The 933-nt window shown below is 65.4% G+C and carries 1 pseudogene; it reads right to left on the bottom strand.

Going from position 1 to position 933, the window contains the following annotated elements:
* Positions 1-933, bottom strand: a pseudogene (locus G1E_RS29095) (chemotaxis protein CheA); the annotation flags it as partial.

Raw genomic sequence — 933 nt, 5'->3', positions numbered from 1 at the left:
AAGCTCGGGCGCGGCATGCCTTGCAGCAATTCGCCCAGGTAGCGCAACTCGTATTCGTGGCCGGCATACACATAGCGTGGCGTGTCCAGCTGGTAGCACGCCGCCAGCTCGGCCGGCGGCACGCGGACGATGCCCTCGATGGTATTGAGCGGGATGGCGTACTGTTCCTCGCCCAGGTGCACCATCAAGGCGCGGTTGATCGACACCGTGAACGGCAGGCGAATCAGGAACCGCGCGCCTTTGCCCTGGGCCGACTCGATGCTCATCGAACCGCCCAGCTGCTTGACCTCCTCGTGCACCACGTCCATGCCCAGGCCACGCCCGGAGATCTGGGTAATTTTCTCGGCGGTGGAAAAGCCGGGGCGCAGGATGAACTGCAGGATCTCGTGGTCGCTCAAGTGCGCTTGCGGGTCCAGCAAGCCGCGTTTGATCGCCTTGCGCCGTACGGCCTCCAGTGGCACGCCGGCACCGTCGTCGGTCATTTCGATGACGATATCGGCGCCTTCGTGCAGCAAGTTCAGGTGGATGGTACCCAGCTCCGGCTTGCCCGCTGCCAGGCGCATTTCGCGGCTTTCCAGGCCATGGTCCACGGCGTTGCGCAGCATGTGCTCCAGCGGCGCCACCATGCGTTCGAGCACGCTGCGGTCCAGTTCGCCCTCGGCGTTGCCGACCACCAGCTCCACTTGCTTGCCCAGCTCGCTGGCCACCTGGCGCACCACCCGTTGCAAACGCGGTACAAGGCGTTCGAAAGGCACCATCAGGGTGGCGGTCAGGCCCTCCTGCAACTGGCTGTTCACCCGCGCCTGTTGCTGCAGCAGGCTGTACGCCTCCTGGGCGCGCTGGGCCAGGGTTTCCTTCAGGTCGAGCAGGTCCGAGGCAGACTCGAACAGTGCCCGCGACAGCTGCTGCAACTGCGAATGGCGGTCCAGCTCC

This window comes from Pseudomonas sp. TJI-51 (assembly GCF_000190455.2).
GTDB classification, from domain to species: domain Bacteria; phylum Pseudomonadota; class Gammaproteobacteria; order Pseudomonadales; family Pseudomonadaceae; genus Aquipseudomonas; species Aquipseudomonas juntendi.
This window is presented reverse-complemented; position numbering and strand designations above follow the sequence as displayed.